This window comes from Rhodococcus sp. NPDC060084 (genome assembly GCF_042730335.1).
Taxonomy (GTDB): domain Bacteria; phylum Actinomycetota; class Actinomycetes; order Mycobacteriales; family Mycobacteriaceae; genus Rhodococcus.
In genome coordinates this window covers 1-24,123 of sequence record NZ_JBHWWX010000031.1, presented here as the reverse complement: position 1 = coordinate 24,123, position 24,123 = coordinate 1, and the positions used below count along the sequence as shown (strand labels likewise).

Annotated in this window: 25 protein-coding genes; 13 read left to right on the top strand and 12 right to left on the bottom strand. The window is 66.8% G+C overall.

Annotation, left to right across the window (positions count from 1 at the left end):
• Nucleotides 1-80 precede the first annotated feature (80 nt).
• A complete protein-coding gene (locus ACFWBU_RS15670; RefSeq protein ID WP_296549808.1) occupies nt 81-1,085 on the bottom strand; it encodes a PRC-barrel domain-containing protein in 1,005 nt (334 codons plus the stop codon).
• Nucleotides 1,086-1,347: 262 nt separating this feature from the next.
• On the opposite strand from ACFWBU_RS15670, the gene ACFWBU_RS15665 reads away from it, so the two are divergent.
• A complete protein-coding gene (locus ACFWBU_RS15665; protein ID WP_378528690.1) occupies nt 1,348-2,589 on the top strand; it encodes an aspartate aminotransferase family protein in 1,242 nt (413 codons plus the stop codon).
• Nucleotides 2,590-2,615: 26 nt separating this feature from the next.
• Complete coding sequence (locus ACFWBU_RS15660; RefSeq protein WP_169623071.1) at nt 2,616-3,110, top strand: DUF3830 family protein; 495 nt, start codon at nt 2,616-2,618, stop codon at nt 3,108-3,110.
• Nucleotides 3,111-3,127: 17 nt separating this feature from the next.
• On the opposite strand, the gene ACFWBU_RS15655 is transcribed toward ACFWBU_RS15660, so the two are convergent.
• Nucleotides 3,128-3,565, bottom strand: coding sequence for a winged helix-turn-helix transcriptional regulator (locus tag ACFWBU_RS15655; protein WP_378528689.1), 438 nt, complete (start codon nt 3,563-3,565; stop codon nt 3,128-3,130).
• 119 nt (nt 3,566-3,684) lie between these two features.
• On the opposite strand from ACFWBU_RS15655, the gene ACFWBU_RS15650 reads away from it, so the two are divergent.
• On the top strand, nt 3,685-4,602 hold the full coding sequence (locus tag ACFWBU_RS15650; RefSeq protein ID WP_378528688.1) for an NADP-dependent oxidoreductase: 918 nt from the start codon (nt 3,685-3,687) through the stop codon (nt 4,600-4,602).
• A 7-nt stretch (nt 4,603-4,609) separates the two neighbouring features.
• On the opposite strand, the gene ACFWBU_RS15645 is transcribed toward ACFWBU_RS15650, so the two are convergent.
• On the bottom strand, nt 4,610-5,980 hold the full coding sequence (locus ACFWBU_RS15645; RefSeq protein ID WP_169623074.1) for an amidase: 1,371 nt from the start codon (nt 5,978-5,980) through the stop codon (nt 4,610-4,612).
• A 53-nt stretch (nt 5,981-6,033) separates the two neighbouring features.
• A complete protein-coding gene (locus ACFWBU_RS15640) occupies nt 6,034-7,008 on the bottom strand; it encodes a D-2-hydroxyacid dehydrogenase (RefSeq protein ID WP_378528687.1) in 975 nt (324 codons plus the stop codon).
• An 86-nt stretch (nt 7,009-7,094) separates the two neighbouring features.
• On the opposite strand from ACFWBU_RS15640, the gene ACFWBU_RS15635 reads away from it, so the two are divergent.
• Genes ACFWBU_RS15635 through ACFWBU_RS15625 form a run of 3 tightly spaced genes read left to right on the top strand, consistent with a single transcriptional unit; the run spans nt 7,095 to nt 9,257 of the window.
• Nucleotides 7,095-7,835, top strand: a complete 741-nt coding sequence (locus ACFWBU_RS15635; RefSeq protein WP_169623075.1) for an Asp/Glu/hydantoin racemase — start codon at nt 7,095-7,097, stop codon at nt 7,833-7,835.
• A complete protein-coding gene (locus ACFWBU_RS15630) occupies nt 7,835-8,578 on the top strand; it encodes a maleate cis-trans isomerase (protein WP_378528686.1) in 744 nt (247 codons plus the stop codon). The genes ACFWBU_RS15635 and ACFWBU_RS15630 overlap by 1 nt, the downstream gene beginning before the upstream one ends.
• Nucleotides 8,565-9,257 (top strand): GntR family transcriptional regulator, encoded by a 693-nt coding sequence (locus tag ACFWBU_RS15625; protein ID WP_169623077.1) that lies wholly within the window; start codon nt 8,565-8,567, stop codon nt 9,255-9,257. The genes ACFWBU_RS15630 and ACFWBU_RS15625 overlap by 14 nt, the downstream gene beginning before the upstream one ends.
• A gap of 78 nt (nt 9,258-9,335) precedes the next feature.
• Here the strand turns inward: ACFWBU_RS15625 and ACFWBU_RS15620 are convergent, their stop codons facing one another.
• The 7 genes from ACFWBU_RS15620 to ACFWBU_RS15590 form a co-directional block, all read right to left on the bottom strand.
• A complete protein-coding gene (locus ACFWBU_RS15620; protein ID WP_169653340.1) occupies nt 9,336-10,079 on the bottom strand; it encodes an acetoacetate decarboxylase family protein in 744 nt (247 codons plus the stop codon).
• Between the two features lie 66 nt (nt 10,080-10,145).
• Nucleotides 10,146-11,021: an aldo/keto reductase gene (locus tag ACFWBU_RS15615; RefSeq protein WP_169623078.1), complete on the bottom strand. Its 876-nt coding sequence runs from the start codon at nt 11,019-11,021 to the stop codon at nt 10,146-10,148.
• A gap of 137 nt (nt 11,022-11,158) precedes the next feature.
• Nucleotides 11,159-12,208, bottom strand: a complete 1,050-nt coding sequence (locus ACFWBU_RS15610) for an acyl-CoA dehydrogenase family protein (protein ID WP_378528684.1) — start codon at nt 12,206-12,208, stop codon at nt 11,159-11,161.
• Nucleotides 12,205-13,182, bottom strand: coding sequence for an acyl-CoA dehydrogenase family protein (locus tag ACFWBU_RS15605; protein ID WP_169623080.1), 978 nt, complete (start codon nt 13,180-13,182; stop codon nt 12,205-12,207). Before ACFWBU_RS15605 ends, ACFWBU_RS15610 begins: the two co-directional genes overlap by 4 nt.
• Nucleotides 13,179-14,339: an acyl-CoA dehydrogenase family protein gene (locus ACFWBU_RS15600; RefSeq protein WP_169623081.1), complete on the bottom strand. Its 1,161-nt coding sequence runs from the start codon at nt 14,337-14,339 to the stop codon at nt 13,179-13,181. Before ACFWBU_RS15600 ends, ACFWBU_RS15605 begins: the two co-directional genes overlap by 4 nt.
• Nucleotides 14,339-15,208 carry an enoyl-CoA hydratase gene (locus tag ACFWBU_RS15595; protein WP_169623082.1) on the bottom strand — a complete coding sequence of 290 codons (870 nt, stop codon included), beginning with the start codon at nt 15,206-15,208 and terminating at the stop codon, nt 14,339-14,341. The genes ACFWBU_RS15600 and ACFWBU_RS15595 overlap by 1 nt, the downstream gene beginning before the upstream one ends.
• On the bottom strand, nt 15,205-16,752 hold the full coding sequence (locus ACFWBU_RS15590) for a FadD3 family acyl-CoA ligase (RefSeq protein WP_378528683.1): 1,548 nt from the start codon (nt 16,750-16,752) through the stop codon (nt 15,205-15,207). Before ACFWBU_RS15590 ends, ACFWBU_RS15595 begins: the two co-directional genes overlap by 4 nt.
• Before the next feature lie 44 nt (nt 16,753-16,796).
• Here ACFWBU_RS15590 and ACFWBU_RS15585 point away from each other — a divergent pair, with 44 nt between their 5' ends.
• From ACFWBU_RS15585 to ACFWBU_RS15555, 7 genes are all read left to right on the top strand, one after another.
• Nucleotides 16,797-18,005 carry an acyl-CoA dehydrogenase family protein gene (locus ACFWBU_RS15585; protein ID WP_378528682.1) on the top strand — a complete coding sequence of 403 codons (1,209 nt, stop codon included), beginning with the start codon at nt 16,797-16,799 and terminating at the stop codon, nt 18,003-18,005.
• Nucleotides 18,002-18,817 carry an SDR family oxidoreductase gene (locus ACFWBU_RS15580; RefSeq protein ID WP_169653328.1) on the top strand — a complete coding sequence of 272 codons (816 nt, stop codon included), beginning with the start codon at nt 18,002-18,004 and terminating at the stop codon, nt 18,815-18,817. The genes ACFWBU_RS15585 and ACFWBU_RS15580 overlap by 4 nt, the downstream gene beginning before the upstream one ends.
• Nucleotides 18,818-18,878: 61 nt before the next feature.
• Entirely contained in the window at nt 18,879-19,502 is a 624-nt protein-coding gene (locus ACFWBU_RS15575; RefSeq protein WP_169623086.1) for a TetR/AcrR family transcriptional regulator, read from the top strand.
• Nucleotides 19,499-20,653 carry an acetyl-CoA C-acetyltransferase gene (locus ACFWBU_RS15570; protein WP_378528681.1) on the top strand — a complete coding sequence of 385 codons (1,155 nt, stop codon included), beginning with the start codon at nt 19,499-19,501 and terminating at the stop codon, nt 20,651-20,653. The genes ACFWBU_RS15575 and ACFWBU_RS15570 overlap by 4 nt, the downstream gene beginning before the upstream one ends.
• A 145-nt stretch (nt 20,654-20,798) precedes the next feature.
• Entirely contained in the window at nt 20,799-21,068 is a 270-nt protein-coding gene (locus ACFWBU_RS15565; RefSeq protein WP_169653326.1) for a DUF2277 domain-containing protein, read from the top strand.
• Between the two features lie 168 nt (nt 21,069-21,236).
• Complete coding sequence (locus tag ACFWBU_RS15560; RefSeq protein ID WP_169623089.1) at nt 21,237-23,564, top strand: carbon starvation CstA family protein; 2,328 nt, start codon at nt 21,237-21,239, stop codon at nt 23,562-23,564.
• A complete protein-coding gene (locus ACFWBU_RS15555) occupies nt 23,561-23,743 on the top strand; it encodes a YbdD/YjiX family protein (protein WP_378528680.1) in 183 nt (60 codons plus the stop codon). The genes ACFWBU_RS15560 and ACFWBU_RS15555 overlap by 4 nt, the downstream gene beginning before the upstream one ends.
• 12 nt (nt 23,744-23,755) lie before the next feature.
• On the opposite strand, the gene ACFWBU_RS15550 is transcribed toward ACFWBU_RS15555, so the two are convergent.
• Nucleotides 23,756-24,079 carry a helix-turn-helix domain-containing protein gene (locus ACFWBU_RS15550; protein WP_378528697.1) on the bottom strand — a complete coding sequence of 108 codons (324 nt, stop codon included), beginning with the start codon at nt 24,077-24,079 and terminating at the stop codon, nt 23,756-23,758.
• Nucleotides 24,080-24,123: the final 44 nt, after the last annotated feature.

Here is a 24,123-nt window from a genome sequence, read left to right as displayed (position 1 = left end):
CAGAAGAGGGCGCCGGACCCGGGGACGAACCCCGGAGCCGGCGCCCTTTTTCGTCTGGAGTTTCGACGGTCAGGCGGGTATCAGGACTGCGTGGAGCCGTCCGGATCCTCTTCGTAGTACTCCGTGGTCACCACGCGCTTCACCAGGCGCGGCTTGCGCGGCTCGTCGCCGTGACCCTTGTCTTCCTTGTTCCGGTCGCGGTCACCGCCGGTGCGGACGTCCGGAGTGCCGGTACGGTGAGTGTCGGAACTCTCGCCGATACGGGCATCCGGGGTCGCGTTACCCGGGAGATTGCCGGGGGCGCGGTGACTTGTGTGCGTATCCGACCCCGTGTGCGTATCCGACCCCGTGTGCGTGTTCGCCGTGGACGGGATGGAATGCGTGCCGGGGGTCGGGGTGGACAGGGTGCCCGGAGTCGGGTTGTGGGAGTGCCCGGACGATCCCGGATCGCCGAAGCCCTGCGACGGCGACCCGGTGGTCCGGTCTCCGGACTCGGAGACCCCACGTGCCGTGCCCGAGGGGGACGACGGGGTGGAGGCGGTGTCACCGGGGACCGAGTGCTGCAGCGGATCGTCGCGCTGGGTGTCGTGCGACGGGCGGTAGTTCCCAGCAATGCCTTCGCGTGCCGCGTCGGGGGGCAGCGTGCCCGTCCCGCCGGTGTCACCCGGTCGATCGGAATGACCGATCCGGTCCGTGCCACCGATTCGGTCCGTATCACCGGATCGCCCGGCGTCCGGGTTCCGATGTGCGTCGGTGGACGCGGAATCGCCCTCGTGAGCGCGGCTGTAGTAGCGGTACAGTTCGTCTTCTTCGAGGGGCGTGAGTTCGCCGTTCTCCTCGACGTTCGGCGCGCCTGTCACCGTGTCCTTGCCGAACGGCACATGCACACCCGAGTCGTCGAGGGTGGCGTCGTCGACGGGGACGAAGTGACGGCGGGTACCGAACAGTCCGGTCACCACCGTGATCCAGCCCGGCTCCCCGGTTCTGTTGTCGAGATATACCTCGCCTACTTTTCCTAATTTGGTGCCGTCCGGACCGTACGCGGTGGCACGAGCGAGGGTATCGAGTTCGTTGTTCGTAATCATCATTGCCTCATCGGTCGGCGCTGTTGTCGCTGAGGGCATTCCCTGCTCGCGGACCGATGAAACTCCCCGGGCGCGGCGAAGCCGCCTGCCGCGGACGGGACGGTCGGCCCGGCTCGATCTCGGTCGAGTTCGGCCGGACCGCTTCGGGTGCGGTTCTCCCCGCGTGCCGTTGCCTTCGGCGTGGGCCCATGTTATGCATATTGTCAACAATCCGACAAGAGCAAGTGCCCGAATTCGGTAGGTGCATCCCGGGAGGGCCCTCATGGCACGACTGTCACCACTTCTCCTGCAAGCCACCCCGGTCACCGTGGACCACGCGTCGGGTTGTTATCTGTACGGCAGCGACGGGCGTCGCTACCTCGACTTCACTGCCGGTATCGGTGTCACCGGCACCGGGCACTGTCATCCGCATGTGGTCGAGGCGGCGCAGCGGCAGGTCGCCACCCTGATCCACGGCCAGTACACGACCGTGATGCACCGGCCGCTCCTCGAACTCGTCGAGGCACTGGGTCCGGTATTACCCGAAGGTCTCGATTCACTGTTCTTTGCGAACTCCGGCAGCGAGGCTGTCGAAGCAGCGCTGCGTCTCGTACGGCAGGCGACAGGCCGTCCCAACGTGGTCGTCTTCCACGGCGGATTCCACGGCCGGACGGTCGCCGCCGCATCGATGACGACGTCGGGCACCCGCTTCTCCGCAGGCTTCTCCCCGTTGATGGGAGGCGTGCATGTCGCGCCGTTCCCCACCGCCTACCGGTACGGGTGGAGCGAAGACGAGGCAACGGATTTCGCGCTCCGAGAATTGGATTTCCTCTTCGCCACCGTCACCGCACCCGACGAAACGGCGGCATTCTTCGTCGAACCCGTGCTCGGCGAGGGCGGCTATGTCCCGGGCAACGTTCGCTTCTTCCAGGGCCTGCGGGAGCGTGCCGACAGGTACGGCATCCTCCTCGTGTTCGACGAGATCCAGACGGGATTCGGGCGAACCGGAAAGTTCTTCGGGCACCAGCACTTCGACGTGCGCCCGGATGTGATCACGATGGCAAAGGGGCTCGCGAGCGGATTTCCGTTGTCCGGTATCGCGGCCTCCGAGGAACTCATGTCTCGTGCCCGGCCGGGATCGCAGGGTGGAACCTACGGTGCCAACGCGGTGTCGTGTGCGGCGGCGGTAGCCACACTCGAGGTGATCCGGAAGGAAGGACTCGTGACGAACGCGGCGCTGCGTGGAGACGAGTTGCTGGCGGGTGCGCAGTCGCGGGCGACACCCGCCGTCGGTGACGTTCGTGGGCTCGGGCTCATGGTGGGATCCGAATTCACCGATGCCGACGGTGCGCCCGACCGCGACGGCGCCACAGCAGCACAGCGCGCAGCAGCACGAAAAGGGTTGTTGCTGTTGACCTGCGGCGCCTATATGAACGTGGTACGCATGATCCCTCCGCTGGTCGTGACCGGAGAACAGGTCGAGGAGGCACTCGATATCTGGTCGGAGGTTCTCGCCGAGATCTGAACTGTCCCGCGTACGAAGGAGATCCTGTGGCCCGGTTCATCACCATTTCCCTCGACAAGCGCGGCGTCTCCTGTCGCGCACGGCTGCTGGACACAGAGGCACCGCTGACCTGCGAAGCGGTATGGAACGCTTTGCCGCAGAACGGATCCGCATTCCATGCCAAGTACGCGCGCAACGAGGTGTACACCCTCGTTCCCCGCATCACGGGTGCTCCGCATCGGGAGAACCCGACGGTGACCCCGATCCCCGGAGACGTGTGCCTGTTCGATTTCGAACCGTGGGAGATCGGGAACTCCGCATACGGATACGAGCCGGGATCGGAAGCGCATGCGGCGCAGGGGGCTACCGATCTGGCGCTCTTCTACGGACGGAACAACCTGCTCCTCAACGGCGATGTGGGGTGGGTGCCGGGCAACGTGTTCGCGACCATCGAGGAGGGCCTGACCGACCTCGCGGTGGCGTGCAACGACCTGTGGATGGAGGGCGCAGCGGGGGAGACGCTGACGTTCGCCCGCGACTGATCGGTCCCCGTCACTCGTCACTCCGCGTCGTACCGTGCGCGGTGCGCGAGCACCTCGTCCATGTGTGCCTCGGCCCACGCCTTGATCCCGCGTATCATCTGGTGGAGCGACAGCCCGAGTTCGGTGAGTTCGTATGTGACCGTGACCGGCACGGTCGGGGTGACGGTGCGCGTCACCAGGCCGTCGCGCTCGAGCGACCGCAGTGTCTGCGTGAGCATCTTCTGACTGACCCCCGCGAGCCTGCGGGACAGTTCCGAGTAGCGCATCGCTCGTGGTTCACCGCTGCAATCGTTGCCGGGGCGGGAGGGCCCGTCACTCCCGAGCGCGGCGAGAATCAACGCCACCCACTTGTCCGAGATACGCGCGAGCAGCTGACGGCTGGGGCACTCCGCCAGGAATGCGTCGTACTCCGCCTGTACTTGCGCTCGCTTCTGGGCCGCAGTCATGGTCGGCATGAGTGCTCCTTCCTACCGGCGGGTGCCTTACGCACTTCGAAGTGCGTACTTCCCTTTGGAGAGCTACCTACCCATGATGAAGCGGAGGGTCATTCGATACAAGTGCCGAGGAGCAACCGATGAACACATCGACTTTCCGCACCGCCGTGGTGCACACTCCGAACGGGCCCGGCTCGATCGAGATCATCAGCGTTCCCGTCGTGCGACCGGGACCCGGGCAGGTTCGCGTCGGGATCGCCGGCGCGCCCGTCAATCCGGTCGATCTCGGGGTCGCGGACGGGTTCTTCCACACGATCGGCCTGATCGACCAGCCCGAATACACAGGGCTGGGATGGGAGTTCGCCGGCACGGTGCTCGATGCCGGCCCCGGTGTGGACCTGGAGATCGGCACCCGTGTCGCCGGCATGGTGGGCGGCTTCGATCGCGACTACGGCACGTATGCCGAACAAGTCGTCGTACCGGTCGCGGGTCTGGCCGTCGTCCCGGACGGACTGGATCTGATCACGGCATCGACAGTGCCGGTCAACGGGTTGGCGGCCGTGCAGATGCTCGACCTGCTCGGTGACGCACCCGCGGACGGGCACCGACTCCTCGTGACCGGGGCAGCGGGCGCGGTGGGCGGCTATCTTCTCGCACTCGCGCCCGAACGGGGATGGGAGGTAACAGGTCTTGCTCGGCCCGAGGACGAGGAGTTCGTGCGGAGTCTGGGCGTCCGGTTCGCTTCGCACGCAGAGCCGGGCTGGGACGCGGTCGCCGACGCTGCGTCACTGCAGGAACGGGCGCTCGAGGTGGTCCGTGACGGGGGGAGATTCGTCGGCGTCAAGCCGAACGCGGTTCCGGCCACCGAGCGCGGAATCTCGGTATCGGCCGTGGAAACGCGCCCCGACGGTGCCAGGCTGAGTGATCTGCTCGTGCGCGCCGCGTCGGGTGGGCTGCCGGCGCGGGTGCATTCCGTCGTGCCGCTCGATTCGGCCTCCGATGCCCACCGCGCGGTCGCTGCGGGCGGGGTGCGCGGCCGTTACGTGCTCGCGCCGTGACGTCGCACTAGCTCAGCGCGTATTCGGCGAATCGGGCGACCGCCAGCAGCAGGTCGTCGGAGTGGCGTGGTCCGACGATCTGCAGGCCCACCGGCAGGCCGGCGGCCGTCGTGCCGACCGGAATGCTGATCGCCGGTTGCTGGGTGAGGTTGAAGGGGTAGCTGAACGGCGTCCATTGCGGCCAACTGCTTGCCGAGGATCCCGGCGGAACGTCGTGACCCGCGTCGAACGCGGTGATCGGCACCGTGGGGGTGAGGAGCATGTTGTGCGTCTGGTGGAAGTGGCCCATCGCGATTCCGAGGCTCGCTGCGACCGCCCGCGCATCGAGATAGTCCACGGCGCGCAGGTGCTCGCCGCGCTCCCAGACGGCGCCCAGGCCTGGGTCGACCTTGTTCCGGGTGCCTTCGGGGAAGGACGCCAGCATTGCGGCCGCGCCCGCGGCCCACATGATCTCGAAGGCCTCGAGGGGGTCGCCGAAACCGGGATCGGCCTCGGTCACCGGGAGTCCGGCCTCGTCGAGTGTTCGCACCGCCGCGTCGACGATCTCACCGACTTCCGGATCGACCGTCACGTATCCGAGGGTCTTCGAATACGCGACGCCCATGCCCAGTACCTCCCGCTGGAGTGCGCCCCTGAAGGTCATGATCGGGGGCGCGAGCGCCGTGGGATCGCGGTGATCGGGAAGCGACAGGATGTCGGTGAGCAGCGCCGCGTCCTCGACCGTCCGGGTGATCGGTCCGGCGTGGGCGAGTGGGCCGAACGGGCTCGCCGGAAACAGCGGGATCCGTCCGTGGGTGGGTTTGAATCCCACGACTCCGCAGAACGCGGCGGGAATCCGAATGCTCCCGCCGCCGTCGGTGCCGACGGAGCACGGGCCGAATCCGGCTGCGACCGCCGCGGCGCTCCCGCCCGACGATCCACCCGCGGTCTTCGTCGTATCTGCCGGATTGCGGGTGATCCCGTACAACGCGGAATCGGTGACGGCCTTCCAGGCGATTTCGGGCGTCGTGGTCTTGCCGACGAACACCATGCCGTCCTCACGCAGCCTCGCGGTCACCGGGCTGTCCACGTGCCACGGCTGATGTTCGTCGACGGCTTGGGAACCCCGCAACGTCGGCCATCCCGCGGTGAGGAACACATCTTTGATCGAGATCGGCACACCGTCCAGGAGACCCTTGGAATATCCGGTGCGCCAGCGCTCCTCGGAACGCCGCGCCTGAGCGAGGGCCTTCTCTTCGTCGACGAGGCAATAGGCGTTGATCTCACCGTCGCGTGCGGCGATCTCGTCGAACACCGCCCGTGCGGCTTCGACCGGCGACAGCTCACCGGAGGAGAACGAGGTGACGAGTTCGACGGCGGTCATGTCGGTCGGGTTCATCGTGTTCTCCTTGTCCGGGTGGTGTGCCGGGTTCTGCCCGGGCACACCGGCCCTCACGAACTCGGCACGTAACCGAGTCGCTTGTCCACGACATTCTCGAGTGGCAATCCTGCTCTCCAGCGGCGGAAATTGTCGGCGAATGCGTCGACGAGCGTGTCCTGCCACCCGACGAAGTCACCCGCGTTGTGCGGGGTGACGACTACACCGGGAAGATCCCACAGGGGGTGGTCGCGCGGTAGCGGTTCGGGATCGACGACATCGAGCGCGGCGCCCGCGAGCACGCCCGAGCGGAGTGCGTCGACGAGGTCGTCGGTGCGCACGAGTTCACCGCGACCGACGTTGATCAACCGTGCACCGCGCTTCACGTGCCCGAACAATTCGGCATCGAACAGTCCGTGGGTGCTGTCGGTGAGAGGGGCTGCGAGTACGACGAAGTCGGCTGCGGCCAGCGCCGACGGAAGATCCTCGGTTGCGGTGACGGTGCCGAAGTCCGGGTCGCCGGTCCTGCTGCGGCGGCCCGACCCGCTGACGTTCATTCCCACGGCGGTGAGGAGTCGCGCGATGGCCCGCCCGATCGGCCCGGTGCCCACAACCAGGACGCTGCGGCCGGCGATGCGCTCGGAGTCGCGGTGTCTCCAGGTGTGGTCTCGTTGCAGGCGCAGGGATTCCGGGATGTCTTTGGTGAACGACAGTATTTGAGCCAGAACGTATTCCGCGATCGGAACGTCGAAGATTCCGCGTGAGTTGGTGACCGTGACATCGCTGTCGACCAACTCGGGAAACATCAGCGGATCGACACCGGCCGAGGCCGCGTGAACCCAGGAGAGTGCGTTCGCCGCGTACCACGCGTCGGGGAGCGCGTCGGACTGGAAGTCGTAGACGAACAGGACATCGGCGCCGTCGAGAGCGCCTGCCAGTCCTTCGCGCTTCGTGTAGCGAAGGGTCGCGTGCTCGGCGACCGGAGCCATCCGCACCGCGGAGGGCAGGGCTTCGGCATGAAGCACTGCCACGACCGGGTTCGCGTTCACGTTGACACCGTATGAGCGCATCGTATGATTGTCAACAATCTTACCTGCCGGGGGATTGCCGGAATGGACGTCGTTCGGGGGACTGCATGGAACTGGACATCCCCGAATTCGAGGGGCCTCTGGCACAGCGCGGAGTTGGCATCATCGCGCCTTTCGATCTCGCTCTCGAGCGCGAACTATGGCGCTGGGCACCGCTCGAGGTGAGTCTGCACCTGGCGCGGACACCCTACGAACCGGTCCCGGTCAGTCTGGAAATGGCCGAATTGGTTTCGGAGCGAAGACACCTCGTCACCGCTACCCGCGACGTGCTGCACGTGGAACCGGAAGTGGTCGCCTATCTGTGCACCTCCGGCAGCTTCATCAAAGGTATCGGCTACGAGAAGACCTTGTGTGACGCCATCTGCGAGGCCGGCGCCGCCTGCGCGGTCACCACGTCCGGGGCGCTACTCGAAGCACTGCACGACCTCGAGCTCACGCGGATCTCGGTGATCACCCCGTACGACGAGCAACTGACCAAACTCCTGCACAGCTTTCTCGCCGAAGCCGGAACCGAGGTCGTCCGGTCGACTCACCTGGGACTCGGCGGCGGCATCTGGAAAGTCAACTACCGCACCATCGCCGAGCGAATCATCGCCGCGGACAGTCCCGATTCCGAAGCGATCTTCGTCAGCTGCACCAATTTGCCCACCTATGACCTCATCGCCCCGCTCGAGCAAGAACTCGGCAAGCCCGTGCTCACAGCGAACCAGCTCACCATCTGGGCATGTCTCGGGCGGATGAGATTACCGATGACCGGACCGGGGAAATGGCTGAGAGGAGTTTTCTGATGCAGCAGGACCGTTCCGCGAAGGTGGGAATCATCTATCCCGGCCATGCCGCAGAAGACGACTTCGTGTTCGCCGCGGAACTCGTAGGCGCCGCTTTGCCCGTCGCGCATATCTACGGCACCGACCTGCACGCGGTACCCGAGTTGCTCGACCTGGGCGGTCCGCGGAAACTCGCGGCCGGTGCCGCCCTCTTGGCACCGGAAAATCCGGATTCGGTGATGTGGGCGTGCACATCGGGCAGTTTCGTCTACGGGCTGGAGGGTGCGCGCACGCAAGTCGACGACCTGTCTGTCGCGGCCGGGGGCGTGCCCGCATCGAGTACGAGCTTCGCGTTCGTCGAGGCATTGACGGCTCTGGGTTCGACGCGCGTCGCGGTGGCCGCGAGCTACCCCCGCGACGTCGGCGCGCTGTTCGTCGAGTTTCTCACCGCGACAGGGAGTGACGTGGTGTCGTTCGGTGTCGCGGGGATCGACACAGCCGCTGAGGTGGGCACGCTCTCCGCGGACGACGTGCTGGACCTCGCTGCGGCCGGTGACCATCCGGATGCCGACGCGGTCCTCGTCCCCGATACCGCGATGCATACCCTGCGCATTCTCCGAGAACTCGAAAAGCACGTCGGGAAACCGGTTCTCACCGCAAATCAGGTCACGCTGTGGCAGGGCTTGCGACTGGCCGGATGTACAGTGATACGCCCGGAACTGGGCACTTTGTTCGAGGAAGGTATCGATCATGGCGCTCGGTGATCTCGACGATCTCCGGCCTGTCGCGCGACCGTCGACAGCGGAACTCATCGCGGAACAGCTTCGGTCCGCCATCGTCAAGGGCGCGCTTGCACCGGGCACCCAATTGGGGGAAGCCGAACTCGCGACGCATTTCGCAGTGTCGCGTGGACCGCTTCGCGAAGCGATGCAGCGCTTGCTCTCGGAGGGGCTGCTCTACAGCATCCGGAATCGCGGAATCTTCGTCACGGAACTGACTTTCGACGACGTCGTCGACATCTACCGCAGCCGCCGGGTCATCGAGGGTGGCGCCCTCGACCTGATCCTCGAAGGCCGCCGGGAGCAGGCGTGGCACGATCTCGGCCCCGCGGTCGACGCGATGCGCGCTGCCGCCGAGCGCGACGACCCGGCCGGTGTGTCCGACGGCGATCAGCGCTTCCACGAAATACTGGTGGCGAGTTCTTCGAGCCCGCGGCTCATCCGGGCGGCGCGCACCCTTCTGGTCGAGACCCGCATGTGCCTGGGTGCGCTGCAGACCACCTATCCCGTCCTCGGCGAGCAGGTCGACGAGCACGTCGTGTTGCGCACCGCCATCCGGTCGGCGCCGGCCGACCATGTGCACCGCATGCTCGACGAGCACCTCGACGACGCCGTGCGCCGTCTCCGCGGACTCCAGGGCGCCGGGGACGGAGTCGTGCTCTAGGAAGGCAGCGGTTCCAGAAAGGCGGGGGTCCCGGAAGGGCGGGGTCCCGGAAGGGCGGGGTCCCGGAAGGGCGGGGGTCTACGAAGTCACCCGGGTGGCGTCCCCGAACGTCATCTTCAGATCCGGAATGGACGAGGTGACGAGCGCGCGACGAGGCAGGCCGAGCGACCGCAGTTCGTCCGCGATGGGATGCGATCCGAGTTCGAGTGTGGCCCCTCCCGGCCGGGTGCGCACCCCACTGGGATTCATCGACCAGGTGGTGCGTCGCGTCGTCCCGTCGAGGTGGGAGTAGGCGGCGAGAGAGGCGGCGATCCCCTTGCCGGGAAGCCCGATCCCGGGCGCGACGGTCAGCTTCGCGATGAGCGCTCCGTCGGCGCTCACCGAACCTCGCTTGATGTTGCCCCGGTGATCGGCGTCGAAGTCGGCCAAGGTCTTCGGGAAACCCCATATGCCGCGACCGGCCGCGAGCGTGAACTCTCCGTCCACGGGCAGACGATGGATCAGCGCGCCGGCACCGCCGGTCACCAACTGCCGTACGTCCTGCACCACGCCCCCACCGGCTCGCTCGTGATCGCGGACGAGAAAGCAGACTCCGAACTCGTTGTACGGCCCGAGATCACCGTCGACGTAGTCGACGAACACCAGCGTGCACAGTCCTCGACCCGGCCGGTACCGGAGGATATCGAGGCCCGTGGGGGCGATCAGGGCTTGCGCACGTGCCGCAGGAACCGAGAACACGCCCATGAATGCGGTCGCGGTCCGGACCTGTACCGGCATCTCGACCGGAGTTCCCAGGATCGAATGGGTGGTCGTGTCGCTCATCGCTGCCTCTCCGACGTGGAACGCGTGCAGCAATGAGAACACGTTCTACTCCGTGAAGGGAAGGGATCAGGCAGGAGCACCCATGTTCATCTCGTCCGGATGCATCCCGACCCGGACACCGTCGTCGAGCGTCGCGATCTCGCTCAGATCGAGGTCGTCGAGTTCGAAATCGAACACGTCGATGTTCTGGGCGATGCGATCGTTGTGGACCGACTTCGGGATGACGATGAGCCCGTTCTGCAGGTGCCAGCGGATGAGCACCTGCGCCGGCGACACGCTGTGCCGGTCCGCGATCCGCGTGATGATCGGGTCGGTGAGAAGGGTGTTCGGCTTCGAGAGCGGGCCCCAGCCGGCGTTGCTGGTGCCGCCGAGCGGGCTCCACGATTCGACGGCGATGTCGTGCTCGGATGCGAAGGTGCGGATTTCGTGCTGGGGGAGATGCGGGTGGAGTTCCACCTGATCGACCGCGGGAAGCATGCCGCCGCGGTCGACGAGCAACTGGAGATGATGCGGCTCGAAGTTGCACACACCGATTGCTTTCGCCTTACCCGATTCGGCGATCTTCTCGAGCGCCTCCCAGGTGCGCAGCAGCCGGTCGTTGTCCTGCAACGGCCAGTGGATGAGGTACAGATCCACGTAGTCGGTGCCCAGACGGGTGAGGCTCTCGTCGAACGCTGCCAGCGCCCGGTCGTAGCCTTGGTCGGAATTCCAGAGCTTCGTCGTGAGGAAGATGTCCTCACGCGGGACGGACGACGAGGCGAGACCCCGACCGACGCCTTCTTCGTTGCCGTACGCGGCTGCCGTGTCGATGTGCCGGTATCCGGCCTCGTCGAGCGCGAATCGGACTGCGCTCTCGGTTTCCTCGTTGTCGGCCTGCCACACTCCCAGGCCGAGCTGCGGGATCGTGGTTCCGGAATTCAGCGTGATGTCGGGAGTCGTCATCCCTCAAGGCTAACCACTGCGGCTCCGGCTCAATCATCCGTGCATGCCGGGTGCGCCACCCCGAGCCCTGGTGCAGGGCTACGAGGTGGCGCGGTCCCGGCACGGGGAATCGGCACGGACGAAAGACGAATTCCCGGTCAGCCCGCGATCGCCTGCAGATACGCGCGCGGCGGGCCGAACAACTGGGCGGTGCCGTGGGCACGCTTGAAGTACAACTGCGCGTCGTGCTCCCACGTGATGGCGATACCGCCGTGCAACTGGATCGTTTCCGACGCCACCTGCTCGAAAGCCTCCGAACAGTAGACCTTGGCGGCGTACGCGTCCTGCGGATCCTGCGACAGTGCAGCGGCGTACGACATCGACCGCGCGGTCTCGACCAGCGCGTACATGTCGGCCATGCGGTGCTTGAGTGCCTGGAACGACCCGATCACCCGGCCGAACTGCTTGCGGTTCTTGGTGTACTCGACGGTGAGATCGAGCGCTGCCTGCGCCGCCCCGACCTGCTCGGCCGACACCGCGATCACCGCGACCGACCGCAATCGCTCGACGAGGTCGGAAGGACACGGCACACGGGTGCCTGTGACCCCGGAGAACGAGACCTCTGCCAGAGTGCGGGTGGGATCCATCGTGGGTACCCGGCGGCGCTTGACCCCCTCCGCGGCGGGGTCCACCTCGAACAACGCGGTCGTGTCGCCGTCGGTGGCCAGCACGAGCAGTGCCGATGCGACGTCTCCGCCGAGCACGTAGTGAGCGGTGCCGGTCAGGACGTCGCCGTCGGCGACGACACCGGGGGTGTCCCAGCCGGACTTCGACGCCCAGCACACGGCCACGATCTCGCCGGCGGCGATTCCGGGCAACAGCCGCCCTGCGGCGTCGGCGTCACCGGACAGCAGCAGCGCCTGCGCGGCGAGAACCGCGGAGCCGAGGAACGGCGTGGGTGCGAGCGTGCGGCCGAGTTCTTCGAGGACCACGTGGGTTTCGGCGAGAGACGCGCCGACACCGTCGTATTCTTCCGGGATCGCAAGCGCGGCCACGCCCACCTGCTCGACGAGCCGTGTCCACAGGTCGGCGTCGTACCCGTCGGGCGAGGCGATCGCTTTGCGCACCGCGGCGGAGTCGGAGTGCTTGGCGAGCAGCATCCGCACCGACTCGCGCAGTGCAGCGCGGTCTTCGGATTCGAACGTCACGACGCCACCTCGGCCTTCTCCAGCGCGTCGACGATCCGCGCCCGGTGTGCGTCCGGCGTGCCCCAGGCGGTGACGAGGGCACGGACCTTGGTGATCCACAACGACAGGTCGTATTCCTGGGTGTAGCCGATCGCGCCGTGCACTTGCAGTGCGGTGCGAGCGGCCCGGTACGCGGCGTCCCCGCAGGCCACCTTGGCGGCCGAGACGTCGCGCGACGCGGTCGGAAGCCCGTCGCGCATCGCGAGTGCGGCGCCGTGCAGGAGAGGCCGGGCCATCTCCAGACCCACGGCCACCTCGGCGAGGTGGTGCTTGATCGCCTGGAAGGAGCCGATCGCCCGTCCGAACTGCTTGCGCTGCTGCGCGTATTCGACGGTCGTCTCGAGCAACGTCCGGCCGAGACCCTGCAACTGAGCGGCCGACGCGAGTACGCCGATGTCGAACGCCGCGGCCGTATCGGTCGTGCCGAGCGTCTCGGACGGCGAGACTTCGGACAGGCGGCGTGACCGATCGACCGACTCGCGCGCAGGTCCGGCAGTGCCCACCGACACGGTTCCGTCGGCGACGTGCAGCACCAGGGCCGCGACGTCGGTGTCCACCGCATAGGGGACATGCGGTGCGAAAGCGACGGTGGCGAGCGACCCGCCGGCGAGCGCGGCGAGTTTCTCGGGTGCCACGGCGGAGAGCAACGCCGGCGCCACCGCGACGGTCTCGACGACCGGTCCGGGAACGGCGTGGCGGCCCAGTTGCTCGAGGGCAACGACGAGGTCGACCGCGTCGGCGCCGAGACCGTCGTGCTCCTCGGGGACGAGCAACCCGTTGACGCCGGTGTCGGCGAGCCGCTGCCACACTGCGAGACCGGCGGTGGTGTCGCCGGTGTTCCAGGCCCGGATCACCGCGGGCATATCCGACTTGGTGAGCAGGGCGTCGATGCTGGACGCGAAGTCTTCGTGCGACTCGTCGAGTGCGAATCTCATCGGTCACCCCTCGGAAGGCCGAGCAGCCGCTCGGCGATGACGTTCTTCTGGATTTCGTTGGTGCCGGCGTAGATCGGGCCCGACAGCGAGAACAGGTAACCGTCGGTCCAGCCGTCGACGAGTTCGGCGTCCGGTCCCTGCAGGCCGAGAGCGGTCTCGTGGGTCGCGATGTCCCACTCGGACCAGAACACCTTGTTGATCGACGATTCCGCGCCCAGCTGGCCACCACTCTGCAGACGGGTGACCGTTGCCCACGTGGACAGCTCGTAGGCACGTGCGCCGATCCACGCGTCGGCCACGCGGTTGCGTGTCGCCGTATCGCCGTGCAGGTCGGAGTCGCGGTAGCTGCGCAGCAGGCGGTCGGTGGCCGCGAGGAACCGGCCGGGGGAGCGCAGCGACAGCCCGCGCTCGTTGGACGCGGTGCTCATCGCAACCCGCCAGCCCTCGTTGACCGCGCCGATCACTCCGGACTCGCCGGGGTTCGCCGGATCGTCGGGCACGAAGACGTTCTCGAGGAAGATCTCCGCGAACCCCGGCTCACCGTCGAGCTGGGGAATGGGCCTGACGGTGACGCCCTCGGCCCGCAGATCGAACATGTAGTACGTGATGCCCTTGTGTCGCTGCGCATCCGGGTCGGACCGGAAGAGACCGAAACCCATGTCCGCGTACGAGGCACGCGAGCTCCAGGTCTTCTGTCCGTTGAGCAGCCAGCCGCCGTCGACCCGGGTCGCGGTGGAGCGCAACGACGCGAGGTCGCTGCCCGACTCGGGTTCGGACCAGGCCTGGGCCCAGATGTCGTCGGCGCGTGCCATGCGCGGCATGATCCGTGCGAGCTGGTCGGGGTGCGCGTGTTCGAAGAGCGTGGGGGCGAGCAGGAAGATGCCGTTCTGGCTCACGCGCCCGGGCGCACCCGCGCGGTAGTACTCCTCTTCGAACACGACCCACTGCTGCAAATTCGCATCGCGGCCACCGAGTTCGGCCGGCCAGGACACCACCGACATCCGCGCATCGGCGAGTTGCTGCTCCCACCGGCGGTGTTCTTCGAAACCTTCCGCGGTGTCCATGGACTTCAGCGGAGTCTGCGGCACGTTCTCTTTCAGGAACGCGCGCACCTCGTCGCGGAACGCGAGGGTGTCGTCGTCGAGTTCGAGGTCCACTACTTCCCTTCCTGGGTGGGCCGCGCGCTCGCGGCCATCGACTTGGCGTTCATGCCACCGAGCGAGTCGGCGCCCACTTCGGCGTTGTGCGCGTGCGCGAAGTGGTGCAGGCCGAAGACGGAATCCATGCCGTTGCGCATCCCCATCTGGTCTTCGCACTGGTTCACGGCACGCTTGGTCAGCGCCAGGCCGAAGCGCGGCATCTCGGCGATACGCGAGGCGAGAGAGAGGGTTTCGGATTCGAGTTCTTCACGCGGAACGACCCGGCTGACCATGCCCACCTCGTAGGCGCGCTGCGCGCTGAAGCGATCACCGGTGTAGAGGATCTCCTTCGCGAACCGCGTTCCCAGAATCCACGGATGCGCGAAGTACTCAACGCCCGGGATACCCATGCGCACCACGGGATCGGAGAAGAACGCGTCCTCCGAGGCAACGATCAGATCGCACACCCACGCGAGCATGAGGCCGCCGGCGATGCACGCTCCCTGCACCGACGCGATGGTCGGCTTCGGGATCTCACGCCAACGGCGGCACATCCCGAGATACACCTCCATCTCGCGGGCGTAACGCTGGTCGCCGCCGGCCTTGTCCACGTGGTCCCACCACATGACGGCCTTGTTGTCGTAGTGCACGTGGTGGTCGCGGCCCGGGGTGCCGAGATCGTGGCCGGCGGAGAAGTGCTTACCGTTGCCGGCCAGCACGATCACCTTCACCTCGTCGTCTTCGACAGCCCGCTCGAATGCGGCGTCCAAGGCGTAGGTCATGACCGAGTTCTGCGCGTTGCGGTAGTCGGGACGGTTGAGAGTGACGATCGCGACGCCGTCGCGCACCTCGTAGGTGACGACGTCGGGTTCGAACGGGACGGTCATGACTTCTCCTCACGCAGAACGTTTTTCAGTACCTTGCCGGACGGGTTTCGGGGCAGTGCGTCCACGAACCGGACCGACCGCGGAACCTTGAAGTTGGCGAGTTTCTCTTTGGCATACGCGATGATGTCGTCCTCTGTGGGCTGCTGCCCGTCCAGTGGGACGACGAACGCCCGCCCGACCTCGCCCATGCGCGGGTCGGGCACCCCGATGACCGCCACCTCGTGTACCCCGGGAACACGGAGCAACTCGGCTTCGACTTCGGCCGGGTACACGTTGAACCCGCCGCTGATGTACATGTCCTTGAGCCGGTCGGTGATGTCGAGGTAACCGCGCTCGTCGAGCACGCCGACATCGCCCGTGTGCAGCCAGCCGTCCGGGTCGATGGTGGCGGCGGTCGCCTCGGGATCGTCGAGGTATCCGAGCATCACGTTGGGTCCGCGGAGCAGGATCTCGTCCTTCTCACCGATGCGTACCTCGAAGCCGGCGGTGGCGCGGCCCGAGGAGGTGGACACGGTCACCGGATCGTCGTCGACCCGGCACATCGTGGCGACCACGGCTTCGGTCTGCCCGTACGCGGTGAGTACCGCGTCGAAGCTCAGTTCCCGCTGCATCCGCTCGACCAGGGAGACGGGCACCGGCGCGGCTCCCGTGATGGCGATGCGGAGCGTCGACATGTCGTACTCGTCGCGCCGGGGGTGATCGAGAATCGACTGGTAGATCGTGGGTGCTCCGGGAAGCACGCTGATGTCCTCCCGTGACACGATCTCCATGACCTTCTCGGTGTCGAACACCGCCATGGGGATCACCGTCGCACCCTCGAGCAGTGCCGCCATGAAGCCGGCCTTGTAGCCGAAGCTGTGGAAGAACGGGTTGATGATCAGATAGTTGTCGTCGGGAGACAGTTCGGCGCAGTCACCCCAGGCGTCGGCGACACCGATGGTCTGGCGATGCGCGCTCAGTACGCCTTTACTGCGGCCGGTGGTGCCGGAAGTGAAAAGGATGTCGGCCACATCGTCGGGTTGCACGGCGTTCGCGCGAGCGTCGGCCTCGGTGCGCAGATCCTCGGTCGCGGTTGCCAGGAAGTCGTCCCACTCGAATACGTCGTCGCGGGGAGCGTCGTTCCCGCCCAGCGGGACCCGCACGACGGTCGGAAGGACGAGTTCGGGTGCAGCGTTGCGCAACTGGGTGAAACGGTCGCTGCCGAGGAATTCCCCGGCCACGACGAGGGCTGCGGCGTGCACTCGCTCGACGATGTCGGCGGCTTCGCTGCCTGTGTAGCGGGTGTTGACGGGGACGACGACTCCGCCCGCCCAGTGCACGCCCAAAGCGGCGATCTCCCAGTGGAAAGTGTTGGGGGACCAGATAGCGGCGCGGTCACCGGGCCGGAATCCGCGGGCCACGAGTGCGGCAGCGAAGTCCCGTACACGGTCGTGCAATTCAGAGAAGGTCAGACGGGTATCGCCGTCGACGACGGCGAGTCCGTTCGCGTGGTCGCCGACGGCACGGATGAGGGCGGCCGGCGTGGTTCCGGGTGTTGTGTTCACGTAGCTCCCTACCTAGCAATTGCTTGGTAGGTTATCGTACAGACGTGCACGAGAGCGAGAGCCTGGACAATGCGGAGTTCGCGGCCACCGTACGACAGTGGCTCGAAGAGAATCTGACCGGCGAGTTCGCCGGGCTCAGAGGCAAAGGCGGACCCGGTAGCGAACACGAATTCTTCGAACAACGACTCGCGTGGGATCGCCACCTCGCGGAGTCGGGCTGGACCTGCATCGGCTGGCCCACCGAATACGGCGGGCGGGGCGCGACGATGGAACAGCGCGTCATCTTCCACGAGGAATACGCGAAAGCCGACGCCCCCGCGCGCGTCAATCACCTCGGCGAGGAACTGCTCGGTCCCACCCTCATCGCATTCGGAACCGAGGAACAGAAGCAGCGCTTCCTTCCCGGAATCCGCAACGTCACCGAGTTGTGGGCGCAGGGTTATTCCGAACCCGGCGCCGGGTCCGATCTGGCGAACGTCTCCACCACCGCCCGTCTCGACGGCGACAAGTGGGTCATCAACGGCCAGAAGGTGTGGACTTCCCTCGCGCACGTCGCGCAGTGGGCTTTCGTCGTCGCCCGCACCGAACCGGGATCGTCCCGGCACCACGGCCTGAGCTTCCTGCTCGTACCGCTCGACCAGCCCGGCGTGACGGTGCGTCCCATTCAGCAACTCACCGGCACGTCCGAATTCAACGAAGTCTTCTTCGACGACGCCGTGACCGACGCCGACCTCGTGGTGGGCACACCCGGCGACGGCTGGAAGGTCGCCATGGGCCTGCTGACCTTCGAGCGTGGTGTCTCGACCCTCGGCCAGCAGATCGGGTTCGCGCGCGAACTCCGGACCATCACCGATGTCGCCGCGGCGAACGGCGCGCTCGACGATCCTGCCGTCCGCGAGAAGATCGCCCGTGCCCGCATCGGACTACGGGTGATGCGGGCGCACGCGGTGCGTACCCTGGACGACGCAGATCCGGGACAGGCATCCGTCGCGAAGCTGTTCTGGGCCAACTGGCACCGCGACCTGGGCGCACTGGCGATGGACGTGGAAGGTGCGGCCTCGCTGGTGGGTCCCGACCACGACCACGCCGGCACGCCGTCCGTCCTCACGGACCCCGAACACCTCGAACTCGCGGAGTGGCAGCGACTGTTCCTGTTCACCCGCGCCGACACCATCTACGGCGGATCCAACGAGATCCAGCGCAACATCATCGCCGAGCGCGTGCTCGGCCTTCCCCGGGAGGCACGTCCGTGACCACTTCGCCCAGCGCCATTTCACCCCTGGCCACCGCGCCCGTCGAAACACCGGGCCACGGTCTGCTGACGGGGAAGAAGGTCGTCGTCACCGCCGCCGCGGGAACCGGAATCGGGTTCTCCTCGGCGCGGCGCGCACTGCTCGAGGGCGCCGACGTGCTGGTCTCCGACTTCCACGAGCGTCGTCTCGGTGAGGCCGCCGACAAGCTCGCGGCGGAGTTTCCCGAGCAGCAGGTCGCGTCGATCGTGTGCGACGTCTCGTCCACCGAACAGGTCGATGCCCTGATCTCCGGTGCCGCCGAACAACTCGGCCGCATCGACGTGCTCATCAACAACGCGGGTCTCGGCGGGGAAACCCCGATCGTAGACATGACCGACGACCAGTGGGACCGCGTCCTCGATATCACCCTCACCAGCACCTTCCGCGCGACCCGCGCTGCGCTGCGCTACTTCCGCTCGGTCGATCACGGCGGCGTGCTCGTCAACAACGCGTCGGTGCTCGGCTGGCGTGCCCAGCACTCGCAGGCGCATTACGCCGCGGCGAAGGCCGGCGTCATGGCGCTCACCCGATGCTCGGCGATCGAGGCCGCGGAGTACGGAGTGCGGATCAACGCGGTCGCACCGTCCATCGCACGGCACGCCTTCCTCGCGAAGGTGACCAGCGAGGAACTGCTCGACCAGCTTGCCGCGGGCGAAGCCTTCGGCCGGGCCGCGGAGGTGTGGGAAGTCGCAGCCACCATCGCGATGCTCGCGAGCGACTACACCACATACCTGACCGGCGAGGTCGTCTCCGTCTCCTCGCAGCGCGCCTGATGCGCCCGCGCGCGGCTCCCCGCAACCGGGACCGCGCGCGGCAGCTTGAAAGGATGACTCCATGACTCCATCTCGCGACGACAGCAACGGTAAGTCGGGACGCCGCGCCGAACTGCTCGCCATTGCTGCCGATCTCTTCGCTTCGCGGGGCGTCCGCGCGACCACCGTGCGCGACATCGCCGACGCGGCCGGGATTCTCTCGGGAAGCCTCTACCACCATTTCGATTCGAAGGAATCGATGGTCGACGAGATCCTGCGCGGATTCCTCGACGACCTGTTCGACCGGTATCACAAGATCGTCGCGTCGGGGCTCGACTCCCGTGCGACGCTCGAGGCCCTGGTGACCACGTCGTACGAGTCGATCGACAGGTCGCATTCGGCGGTGGCGATCTACCAGGACGAGGCCAAGCACCTCGAGGGCGAACGCTTCGCGTACATCGCCGAACGGAACACCGAATTCCGGGAGTTGTGGATAGGTGTCCTCGAGCGTGGCGTGGCCGACGGTACGTTCCGGCCGCATCTCGATGTCGAACTCGTCTTCCGGTTCGTCCGCGACACCGTGTGGGTCGCGGTGCGGTGGTACCGCCCCGGTGGCGCCCTCACCGTAGAACAAGTTGCGCAGCAATACCTTTCCATCGTTCTCGACGGACTGTCGAACCCGGATCTGCATAAGGAGCAATCATGACCGAGGCCTACATCGTCGACGCGGTGCGCACACCGATCGGCAAGAAGAAGGGCGGACTGTCCGGCGTGCACCCGGCCGATCTCGGCGCGCACGTCATCAAGGCCGTCGTCGAGCGCACCGGAATCGATCCGGGCGACGTGGACGACGTGGTGTTCGGCTGCGTCGACGCCATCGGCGGTCAGGCCGGCAACATCGCCCGCACCGCTTGGCTCGCTGCCGGTTACCCGCAGCACGTGCCCGGGGTGACCGTCGACCGCCAGTGCGGGTCGAGCCAGCAGGCGCTGCACTTCGGCGCTCAGGCGATCATGAGCAATACCGCCGACCTCATCATTGCGGGCGGCGTGCAGAACATGTCGCAGATCCCGATCTCGTCGGCGATGACGGCCGGGCAGCAGTACGGCTTCGACACGCCCTTCGGCGGGTCGACGGGCTGGACCGAGCGCTACGGCAGCGACGAGGTGTCCCAGTTCAAGGGCGCCGAGATGATCGCCGACAAGTGGGACATCAGCCGCGAAGAACTCGAGCAGTGGGCACTGCAGAGCCACGAGCGCGCCAAGGCCGCGATCGCTGCCGGTCGCTTCGACAACGAGACCGTGCCGCTCGGTGACGCGACCGTCGACGAGGGGCCGCGCGAGACGAGCCTCGAGAAGATGGCATCGTTGCAGCCCCTCGTCGAAGGCGGACGGATCACGGCGGCTGTTGCGAGCCAGATCTCCGACGGTGCCTCCGCTGTCCTCCTGGCGTCGGACGAGGCCGTGAAGAAGTACGGCCTGAAGCCCCGTGCCCGGATCCACCACCTCAGCGCCCGCGGTGACGACCCGATCTTCATGCTGACCGCCCCGATCCCGGCCACGCAGCACGCGCTCGAGAAGACCGGTCTGACGATCGACGACATCGATCTGATCGAGATCAACGAGGCGTTCGCACCGGTGGTGCTGGCCTGGATCAAGGAGATCGGCGCCGATCCGGCGAAGGTCAACGTCAACGGCGGCGCGATCGCGCTCGGTCATCCCCTCGGCGCGACCGGCACCAAGTTGATGTCGACGCTCCTGAACGAACTCGAGCGCACCGGCGGTCGTTACGGACTGCTCACCATCTGTGAAGGCGGCGGCACCGCCAACGTGACGATCATCGAGCGTCTCGACTCCTGATGCCCTCGGTGTCCGCCCCGGTTGCCCGCCGGGGCGGACACCGTGTGCGTGTCACCGAAGCGACGGTTCGGTGATGCGCTGCCGGTATACGTACGTAACGTGCTAGGCGCTGTCGGAACGGTGGTTCGGGGCTACCCTTCGGGATATGTGCCGGAACATCACAGAGCTGCGCGGACTCGAGCCGGCAGCGACCGCCGAGGAAATCGAGGCGGCCGCCCGGCAGTACGTCCGTAAGGTCACCGGAATCCAGTCCTTGTCCGACGCGACCCGGGAGCCGTTCGACCAGGCTGTCGCCGAGGTAGCCGCGACGACCACCAGGCTGCTGGCGTCGCTGCCCGAACGGAGACAGCCTCCCCGCACCGTTCCGCCGTTGCGGCGTCCCGAGGTCCGGGCGCGGATGGCGGCGCGCGGCTGACGCCGTACGTCGGCGCAACAGTACGCACCCGAACCTCTGCATTCGGACCATTTTCCCGGTTCTCACCGGCTTCGCGCGAGTAGCGTGACGCAGGCCAGCATCGTGCGCGACGACGCGGACCACCGTGGCGTCGCGCACGGTCCCGCGCCGCCCCGGTGAGGAGCCGAAATGGCCGTCGAGCAGTCGCCGCACAGCCGCGAGTACGTCGAATATCTCCGTACGGACCCGGATCTGCCGCCGGTCGGCGTCGTCGATCGAACTCCGATGTCGCTGACCGCGCGCATCGTGTTCGTCCTCTTGGCGGTCGCCGGTGCCGTCGCCTGGGCCGTGATCGCGCTGGTGCGCGGCGAGGACGTCAACGCCGTGTGGTTCGTCATCGCGGCGGTCTGTACCTATCTGATCGCGTACAGGTTCTATGCCAAGTTCATCGAGCGAAAGATCGTGCAACCGCGCGACGATCGTGCCACTCCTGCCGAGGTGCTCGAGAACGGCAAGGACTACATGCCGACCGACCGGCGGGTGTTGTTCGGTCATCATTTCGCCGCGATCGCAGGCGCGGGACCGCTCGTCGGTCCGGTTCTCGCCGCGCAGATGGGTTATCTGCCCGGCACGATCTGGATCGTCGTCGGAGTGGTCTTCGCCGGAGCGGTCCAGGACTTCCTCGTGTTGTGGATCTCGACGCGGCGCCGTGGGCGCAGCCTGGGACAGATGGCGCGCGAAGAACTCGGCGTTGTCGGCGGAACCGCCGCCCTGATCGCGGTTTTCGTCATCATGGTCATTCTCATCGCGGTACTCGCACTCGTCGTGGTCAATGCCCTGGCCGAGAGCCCGTGGGGGCTGTTCTCCATCGCGATGACCATCCCGATCGCCCTGTTCATGGGCGTGTACCTGCGGTTCCTGCGACCCGGCAAAGTCGCGGAGGTCTCGCTCATCGGAGTGGCCCTGTTGCTGCTGGCGATCATCTCCGGTGGGTGGGTCGCCGAAACGAACTGGGGAACGGAATGGTTCACCCTTTCTCCGGTCACCATCGCATGGCTGATGATCGCCTACGGGTTCGCGGCGTCGGTACTACCGGTCTGGCTGCTGCTCGCGCCGCGCGATTACCTTTCGACGTTCATGAAGGTCGGCACGATCATCCTGCTCGCCGTGGGCATCCTTGTCGCCCGTCCCGTGATCGAGATGCCGGCCGTGTCGTCGTTCGCGGTCGCCGGGAACGGACCCGCGTTCGCAGGTTCGCTGTTCCCGTTCTTGTTCATCACCATCGCGTGCGGCGCACTGTCCGGTTTCCACGCCCTGATCTCGTCGGGCACCACCCCGAAGATGCTCGAGAAAGAGAAGCAGATCCGGCTGATCGGATACGGCGGAATGCTCACCGAGTCGTTCGTCGCGATCATGGCGCTGGTCACGGCCTGCATCATCGATCAGCACCTGTACTTCGCGCTCAATGCCCCCGCAGTGCTCACCGGAGGCACCCCGGAGACCGCGGCGGCCTACGTCAACGGACTCGGCCTGTCGTCGCCGGATATCACTCCCGAGCAGATCGCCGGGGCCGCGGCAGCGGTCGGGGAGGAATCGATCATCTCCCGCACAGGTGGTGCGCCGACGCTCGCGTTCGGTATGTCCCAGGTGCTCAGCGACCTGTTCGGTGGCGACGCTCTCAAGTCGTTCTGGTACCACTTCGCGATCATGTTCGAAGCGCTGTTCATTCTCACCACCGTGGATGCGGGAACCCGCGTCGCCCGCTTCATGCTCTCGGACTCGCTCGGCAACTTCGGTGGTCCGGCCCGCCGCTTCAAGGATCCGTCCTGGCGGCCCGGCGCATGGTTCTGCTCGCTGGTCGTGGTCGCCGCGTGGGGCGCGATCCTGCTGATGGGCGTGACCGACCCGCTCGGCGGCATCAACACCCTCTTCCCGCTGTTCGGCATCGCCAACCAGTTGCTCGCGGCGATCGCGCTGACCGTCGTTCTCACCATCGTGGTGAAGAAGGGAATGACGAAGTGGGCGTGGATTCCCGGTGTTCCGCTTGTGTGGGACCTGATCGTGACGATGACCGCGTCCTGGCAGAAGATCTTCTCCTCGGACCGTGCGGTGGGGTACTGGGCACAGCACCGCGCCTTCGTCGACGCAAAGAACTCGGGCGCGACCGCGTTCGGGTCGGCGGACAGCCTCGACGAGATCGACGCGGTCATCCGGAACACGTTCATCCAGGGCACGTTGTCGATCGTGTTCGCGGGACTCGTGCTCGTCGTGGTAGCGGCGGGTCTCGTCGTGTGCGTCAAGGCCGTACGTGCGGGTGGGCTTCCGACGACGGAGTCTCCGGACGTACCGTCCAAGATCTTCGCTCCCGCTGGGTTCGTTCCGACCCCCGCCGAGCGGGAGTTGCAGAAGCAGTGGGACGAACTGATCGCGTCGGGCAAGGTCCGGCCTCCCGGTGCGGCGGTGACGCGGGACGGCCCGTTGCGCCGGCACGCTCACGAGAAGACGGGCACCTCATGACCGCGGTACTGCGCCGAGTGTGGTGGTGGCTCGGAGCGTTGATGGGTGACCACGACTATGCGCGCTACGTGGAACTGCACCGCAGGCTCCACCCGGGATGTCGTGTCCCGAGCGAGCGTCAGTACTGGCGGGAACGTCACGCGGACGCGGACGCGAACCCCGGCGCGAAGTGCTGCTGACCGCGTTGCCGGTTACTCGTCGTGTTTGCTTCGGCGCAGTTCGTCGTTGATGCGGAGGGCTTCGGTGAGCTGATCCTCCAGGATGATGATCCGGCACGCCGCATCGAGTGCGGTGCCCTGGTCGACGAGTTCCCTCGCGCGGGCGGCGATGCGGAGCTGATATCGCGAATACCGCCGGTGCCCGCCTTCCGACCGCATCGGATTGACCAGGTTCGCGGTGTCGAGACTCCGGAGGAAGGCTTGGGTGACGCCGAGCAGCTCGGCGGCGCGTCCCATGCTGTACGCAGGGAAGTTCTCGTCGTCGAACTTGTCTTCGGCGTCGTTGTTCTGTTTCACGAGGTGTGCGTGTCGCCCTTCGTATACATGGACGGGGACCTGAC